This is a genomic window from Sphingobium sp. (genome assembly GCF_041987595.1).
In the GTDB taxonomy this organism is placed as follows: Bacteria; Pseudomonadota; Alphaproteobacteria; order Sphingomonadales; family Sphingomonadaceae; genus Sphingobium.
The window spans coordinates 278-545 of sequence record NZ_JBHIWJ010000247.1 but is presented as its reverse complement, the minus strand read 5'-3'; the positions used below and the strand labels follow the sequence as shown (position 1 = coordinate 545).

Sequence of the window (268 nt, the reverse complement as noted above, 5' to 3'; positions counted from 1 at the left end):
ATCGGCGCAGAGCGACAGCCTACCTCTGACTGCCGCCAATCTTTGCAACAGAGCCGTATTACTTGCGTCTGTTGTGGATCGACGACGGTCAAACGCAAAAAGCCCTGAGCCGCCGCAACAACGTAGCCGAAAACACGACCACCGCGGTAATTGTCGCGATGGAACGGGCCGGCTTGGTCACCCGGAAGCGGGATCCCGCGGATCGACGAAGGTCTATCGTACGGCTCACTGGAAAGGGGCGCGCTTTGCGCCCAAAGCTCATCCCGTT

General features: G+C 59.7%; 1 protein-coding gene. It reads left to right on the top strand.

Annotation, left to right across the window (positions count from 1 at the left end; translation table 11 throughout):
- Window positions 1-62 precede the first annotated feature (62 nt).
- A partial coding sequence (locus tag ACFC3J_RS23005) for a MarR family winged helix-turn-helix transcriptional regulator (protein ID WP_375198217.1) occupies window positions 63-268 on the top strand: 206 nt, incomplete at its 3' end.